The sequence below is a fragment of the Streptomyces sp. NPDC037301 genome, from assembly GCF_055602785.1.
In genome coordinates, this window is record NZ_JBVJWD010000003.1 from 125,986 (window position 1) to 132,597 (window position 6,612).

The 6,612-nt window shown below is 69.0% G+C and carries 5 protein-coding genes; 1 reads left to right on the forward strand and 4 read right to left on the reverse strand.

What is annotated here, in order from left to right:
- Positions 1–12: 12 nt before the first annotated feature.
- A complete protein-coding gene (locus tag ACZ7IB_RS06560; protein WP_470909752.1) occupies positions 13–411 on the forward strand; it encodes a winged helix-turn-helix transcriptional regulator in 399 nt (132 codons plus the stop codon).
- Here ACZ7IB_RS06560 and ACZ7IB_RS06565 read toward each other — a convergent pair.
- The 4 genes from ACZ7IB_RS06565 to ACZ7IB_RS06580 all read right to left on the reverse strand — a co-directional run bounded on the left by ACZ7IB_RS06565 (position 399) and on the right by ACZ7IB_RS06580 (position 6,470).
- On the reverse strand, positions 399–2,354 hold the full coding sequence (locus ACZ7IB_RS06565) for an APC family permease (protein WP_470909754.1): 1,956 nt from the start codon (positions 2,352–2,354) through the stop codon (positions 399–401). The genes ACZ7IB_RS06560 and ACZ7IB_RS06565 overlap by 13 nt on opposite strands.
- A gap of 129 nt (positions 2,355–2,483) precedes the next feature.
- The gene (locus tag ACZ7IB_RS06570) at positions 2,484–3,542 is read right to left on the reverse strand and encodes a 2-oxoacid:ferredoxin oxidoreductase subunit beta (RefSeq protein ID WP_470909756.1); all 1,059 of its coding nucleotides are present in this window, start codon (positions 3,540–3,542) and stop codon (positions 2,484–2,486) included.
- On the reverse strand, positions 3,535–5,490 hold the full coding sequence (locus tag ACZ7IB_RS06575) for a 2-oxoacid:acceptor oxidoreductase subunit alpha (RefSeq protein ID WP_470909757.1): 1,956 nt from the start codon (positions 5,488–5,490) through the stop codon (positions 3,535–3,537). Before ACZ7IB_RS06575 ends, ACZ7IB_RS06570 begins: the two co-directional genes overlap by 8 nt.
- Positions 5,491–5,795: 305 nt before the next feature.
- Positions 5,796–6,470, reverse strand: coding sequence for a response regulator transcription factor (locus ACZ7IB_RS06580; RefSeq protein WP_308427387.1), 675 nt, complete (start codon positions 6,468–6,470; stop codon positions 5,796–5,798).
- Positions 6,471–6,612: the final 142 nt, after the last annotated feature.

Here is a 6,612-nt window from a genome sequence, read left to right on the forward strand (position 1 = left end):
TAAGGTACTGGCATGAGCGTGAGTGACCTGAGCAGGAAGCCTGATGTGAACCGGCAGATGTGCCCCTCCCGGCTGGTGCTCGAACATGTCACCAGCCGCTGGGGCGTCCTGGTCCTCGCCGCCCTGCTGGAGCGCTCGTACCGCTTCAGCGAGCTGCGCCGCGAGGTCGGCGGCGTCAGCGAGAAGATGCTGGCCCAGACCCTCCAGACGCTGGAGCGCGACGGCTTCGTGCACCGGGACGCGAAGCCGGTGATCCCGCCGCGGGTGGACTATTCGCTCACCGGGCTGGGCCGGGAGGCCGCCGAGCAGGTGTGGGCGCTGGCCCGCTGGACGGAGCAGCGCCTGGACGCCGTGCACGCGGCGCGCGAGGCGTATGACGCCGAGAAGAAGGAGCAGGCTCAGTCCGGCTGAGGCGCGTGCCCCTCCTCCATCGTCTGCAGCGCCCGCGAGACGTTGAACGGCAGGATCGTCACCGCCACGTGCGGCAGCTGCGCCAGCGTCCTCGCCATCTGCTCACCCGTGCCCCGGTGCAGCAGCTTCCCGAGCGCGTTGCTGTACGTCCGCCGGGGCACCAGCACCGTCAGCCAGGTGTCCCCGTCCTCCGTGGTGCGGGACGCGAGCTCCTTCATCGCATGGCGCAGCCGCCGGTCGGGGCACTCGACCAGCTCCAGGGACACGGACGTGGCGGCCGTCGCCTCCCACCGGGCGGCCAGCCGCCTGGCGTACGCCTCGTCGATCGCGAAGTGCACCGCCCGGATCTCGTCCGGACGCAGCTCATGGGCGTACTGCAGGGCCTTCAGCGTCGCCAGGTCGAGCGTCTCGACGAGGACGAAGACCAGATGGCGGCGGTATCGCGAGCGGTCGGCGCCCGGCGCCTGGATGCCGTGCAGCACGGCGGCCTCCTGCCGGTACTCGCGGTTGATCCGCATCAGCGCCCAGACCCCGAGCGGGAAGACGACCACGACCAGCCAGGCGCCCTCGGTGAACTTGGTGACCGCGAAGATCAGTACGACGGCGGCCGAGATGACCGCGGCGAGCCCGTTGACCGCGATCTTCAGCCTGCGGTACGGCTCCCGGCGCCGCAGGTGGTACGCGGTGAGGCCGGCCCCGGCCATGGTGAAGGCGGTGAACACGCCGATCGCGTACAGCGCCACCAGCCTGTCCACGCTGGCGCCGGTCGCCAGCAGCAGCGCCAGGGAGACGACGGTCAGCGCGATGATGCCGTTGGAGAACGCCAGCCGGTGCCCGCGCCGGGTCAGCATCCTCGGCAGGAACCGGTCCTCGGCGACGAAGCTGGCGAGGTACGGGAAGCCGGTGAACGGGGTGTTGGCGCCGGTGTAGAGGACCAGCGCGGTCGCCAGCTGCACGAAGACCAGCCCGGCCGTACCGAACGGCCCGCCGCCGAACGCGAGATGGGCCTCCTGCGCGATGACGGTGGGTGTGCCGTCGGTGTACGGGACGGCATGGGTGAAGTGCGCCAGCGTGGAGACGCCGAGGACCAGGACACCGAGCACGCAGCTCATCGTGATGAGGGTGCGGCGGGCGTTGCGGCCCTGGGGTTCGCGGAACGTGGAGATGCCGTTGGAGATCGCTTCGAGCCCGGTGAGGGACGAGCCGCCGTTGGCGAACGAGCGCAGCACGATGAAGAGCGAGGCGCCGTAGAGCCAGCCGTTGCCCGGAGTGCCGAGCGGCACGGCCCCGGCGGCGTGCAGATCGGCGCGCGGCAGCTCGCCCGTGAGCCCACGCAGTGCGGCGACGAGAAGGACGAGGCCGACGGCGGCCATGAAGAGATAGGCGGGCAGCGCGAAGGCCCGGCCCGCCTCGCGGACCCCGCGCAGATTCCCGTACGCGAGCAGCACGATGACGGCGACGGAGACCGGGAGCTGGAGATGGTCCAGGCCGGTGAAGTTGTTGCCGGCCAGATGGGCGAGCGAGATCAGGGCGTTGGTACCGGCCGAGACCTGGACGGCGACGGTGACGATGTAGTCGACGAGCAGCGCCACGGCGGCGATCTGCGCGATGTTGGGCCCGAAGTTCTCCCGGGCGACGACGTACGACCCGCCTGCCCGCGTGTAGATCATCACGACATCGCTGTAGCAGAGCGTGAGAAGCAGCAGTACGAGCAGGATCGCGCCGGTCACCGGCATGAGCAGGGTGAACGCGGCGGCGCCGACGACGGGTACGAGGACCCGGAGCATCTCCTCGGAGCCGTACGCGGACGAACTGATGCAGTCGGAGGCGAGCACCCCGAGCGCCGTCCGGTTGTTCAGCTTCTCCTCGCTGATGCGCTCGGTGGTGAGCGCTCTGCCGAGCAGGCGCCGCTTGATGCGGTACGCGGGGCGGTCCGGGGTCATGGCCACATGGTGCGCGGTGGCCGGTCGTACCCCCGACCGCAATCGCCGGACGGGCCGAAATTCAGCCCGTCCGGCGATGGGAAGTACCCCAGAGGGTGCCGTCGGCCGATGTATCCCTGGGGGTGTCCGCTAGCCGACGACCGTCCAGTTGTCGTTGCCCGCGAGCAGTGCGGCCAGGTCGCCCTTGCCGTCTGACTCGACGGCGGTCTCGAGCTGTTCGGCCATCTGTGTGTCGTAGACCGGCCGGTCGACGCTGCGCAGTACCCCGATGGGGGTCTGGTGCAGGGTGTCGGGGTCGGCGAGCCGGGACAGCGCGAAGGCCGTGGTGGGGCTGGCGGCGTGGGCGTCGTGGACGAGGATCTGCGACCGGTTCTCCTCGGTGACCGCGACGACCTTGAGGTCACCCGTGGCCGGGTCGCGCACGACACCCTTGTCGTTCTCCGCACCGAAGAGGATCGGCTGCCCGTGCTCCAGCCGGATGACCGCGTTCTGCGCCTGTTCCTTGTCCTTGAGGATCTCGAAGGCGCCGTCGTTGAAGATGTTGCAGTTCTGGTAGATCTCCACCAGCGCCGTGCCCGGGTGGTCGGCCGCTGCGCGCAGCACGCTTGTGAGGTGCTTGCGGTCGGAGTCGATCGTACGGGCGACGAAGGACGCCTCCGCGCCGATGGCCAGGGACACCGGGTTGAAGGGGGCGTCGAGCGAGCCCATCGGCGTCGACTTGGTGATCTTGCCGACCTCGGAGGTGGGGGAGTACTGCCCCTTGGTGAGCCCGTAGATCCGGTTGTTGAAGAGCAGGATCTTCAGGTTCACATTGCGGCGCAGCGCGTGGATGAGGTGGTTGCCGCCGATGGACAGCGCGTCGCCGTCGCCCGTGACGACCCAGACGGACAGGTCGCGGCGGGAGGAGGCGAGACCGGTGGCGATGGCCGGGGCGCGGCCGTGGATCGAGTGCATCCCGTAGGTGTTCATGTAGTACGGGAAGCGGGAGCTGCAGCCGATGCCGGAGACGAAGACGACGTTCTCCTTCGCCAGCCCGAGCTCGGGCATGAAGCCCTGCACGGCGGCGAGGACCGCGTAGTCACCGCAACCGGGGCACCAGCGCACTTCCTGGTCGGACTTGAAGTCCTTCATGGACTGCTTGGCCTCGGCCTTGGGCACCAGCTGCAGGAGTTCATTGGTGTCAGGCATCGATGGCCTCCTTGAGAGCCGTCGCAAGCTGCTCGGCCTTGAACGGCATACCGTTGACCTGGTTGTAACTGCGCGCGTCGATCAGGTACTTGGCCCGGATGAGGGTGGCCAGCTGGCCGAGGTTCATCTCCGGCACCACCACCTTGTCGTAACGCTTCAGCACCTCGCCGAGATTCCTCGGGAAGGGGTTGAGGTTGCGCAGATGGGCCTGGGCGATGGGCTGTCCGGCGGCGCGCAGCCGGCGGACGGCGGCGGTGATGGGGCCGTAGGTGGAACCCCAGCCGAGGACGAGTGTGCGCGCCTCGCCCGGATCGTCGACTTCGAGGTCGGGGACCTCGATGCCGTCGACCTTGGCCTGACGGGTGCGGACCATGAAGTCGTGGTTCGCGGGGTCGTACGAGATGTTGCCGCTGCCGTCCTGCTTCTCGATGCCGCCGATGCGGTGTTCGAGGCCGGGGGTGCCGGGGACGGCCCACGGGCGGGCCAGGGTCTGCGGGTCGCGCTTGTACGGCCAGAAGACCTCGGTGCCGTCGGCCAGTTCATGGTTCGTGCCGGTGGCGAACTGGACGCGCAGGTCGGGGAGTTCATCGATCTCGGGGATCTTCCACGGCTCGGAGCCGTTGGCGAGATAGCCGTCCGAGAGCAGGAACACCGGGGTGCGGTACGTCAGCGCGATCCGGGCGGCGTCGAGCGCGGCGTCGAAGCAGTCCGCCGGGGTCTTCGGGGCCACGATCGGGACCGGGGCCTCGCCGTTGCGCCCGTACATCGCCTGGAGCAGGTCGGCCTGCTCGGTCTTGGTGGGCAGACCGGTGGACGGGCCGCCGCGCTGGATGTCGATGACGATCAGTGGCAGTTCGAGGGAGACGGCGAGCCCGATGGTCTCCGACTTCAGGGCCACCCCGGGCCCGGACGTCGTCGTCACCGCAAGCGATCCGCCGAACGCGGCGCCCAGCGCGGCACCGATGCCCGCGATCTCGTCCTCGGCCTGGAAGGTGCGTACACCGAAGTTCTTGTGCTTGCTGAGCTCGTGCAGGATGTCGGAGGCCGGGGTGATCGGGTACGAGCCCAGGTAGAGCGGCAGATCAGCCTGCCGGCCCGCGGCGACCAGCCCGTAGGACAGCGCCAGGTTCCCGGAGATGTTGCGGTACGTACCCGGCGGGAAGGCCTGCGAGGCGGGTGCCACCTCGTAGCTGACCGCGAAGTCCTCCGTCGTCTCCCCGAAGTTCCACCCGGCGCGGAACGCGGTCACATTCGCCTCGGCGATCTGCGGCTTCTTCGCGAACTTGGCGCGAAGGAACGCCTCGGTTCCCTCGGTCGGCCGGTGGTACATCCAGGAGAGCAGCCCGAGCGCGAACATGTTCTTCGAGCGCTCGGCCTCCTTGCGGGAGAGCCCGAACTCCTTCAGCGCCTCGATCGTGAGGGTGGTCAGCGGCACCGGGTGGACGTTGTACGCCTCCAGCGAGCCGTCCTCCAGGGGACTGGTCTCGTAGCCGACCTTCGCCATCGGGCGCTTGGTGAACTCATCGGTGTTGACGATGATTTCGGCGCCGCGCGGCACATCGCCGATGTTGGCCTTGAGGGCGGCCGGGTTCATCGCGACCAGGACGTTCGGCGCGTCACCCGGTGTCAGGATGTCGTGGTCGGCGAAATGCAGCTGGAACGACGAAACCCCCGGCAGGGTGCCTGCGGGGGCGCGGATCTCGGCGGGGAAGTTCGGCAGCGTGGAGAGATCGTTCCCGAAGGACGCGGTCTCCGAGGTGAACCGGTCACCGGTGAGCTGCATACCGTCTCCGGAGTCACCCGCGAAGCGGATGATCACCCGGTCCAGGCGGCGGATCTCCTTCTCGCCGGCGCCTGTGCGATCGGGATGGGGGGCACGCTGTCCCCCGACGAGCGCCTCGCTGGCCTCATCGGCCTGTTCGGCTGTGCTACTGACCTGGCTGGTCACTGAACTGGACCTCCCTCGGGGCGGCGGCTCGGGACCGGCCGGCCCGCCGGCGGTCCCAAGGCCCACCCTACGTCGGTAAGGGTCGCCTTCCCTGGACCGATCATATGGTGGACGTCGTTTTGAGACGCGATTTGATACCGGTTTGTCATGTTTCGCAAGCCCCTCAGCCGTTCGGTGGAGACGCTCTGCACTCGTTCTTTGGTTCTAGGACCCCGATCGGCCCTTGTCCGGGCGCGGGTCACCGCGACGGCCGCGTCCGGCCCCCGCGGTGACCTTCACCAGGCATCTGACAGGGTGTCAGCTCATTAGGAGTTCAGGTAGGTCAACACCGCCAGCACCCGGCGGTGATCCCCGTCACTGGGGGACAGGCCCAGCTTCAGGAAGATATTGCTGACGTGCTTCTCCACGGCCCCGTCGCTCACCACCAGCTGCCTGGCCACCGCGGAGTTCGTCCGGCCCTCCGCCATCAGGCTGAGCACCTCGCGCTCGCGCGGCGTCAGCCCGGCCAGGACATCCTGTTTACGGCTTCGCCCCAGCAGCTGCGCCACCACTTCCGGGTCCAGTGCCGTCCCGCCCTGCGCCACCCGGACCACCGCGTCCACGAACTCCCGGACCTCGGCGACCCGGTCCTTCAGCAGATACCCCACACCTCGGCTGGATCCGGCCAGCAGCTCGGTCGCGTACTGCTCCTCGACGTACTGCGAAAGGACCAGTACCCCGATCCCGGGATAGTCCTTGCGCAGCCGCACCGCCGCCCGCACGCCCTCGTCGGTGTGGGTGGGCGGCATCCGCACATCGGCGACCACCACATCGGGCAGCGCATCCTGTCCGGCGAGGTCGCGCACCGTCTTGATCAGCGCCTCTGCGTCCCCCACCCCGGCTACGACGTCATGCCCGAGATCGGTCAGCAGCCGGGTGAGCCCCTCCCGAAGCAGTACCGAATCCTCGGCGATGACTACTCGCACCCTGTCCTCCACCATCACGCTGTATCCCCCACGGCTCGCTGGTCCCGCCTGCTGTATGACGTCCAGCATCCCAGTATCGGCAGTGCCGTGGGGCCGGGGGAGGGGGGGGGGGGGGGGGAGAAGAACGAACAAGCGCCGGGGGGGAAGGGAGGGGGGA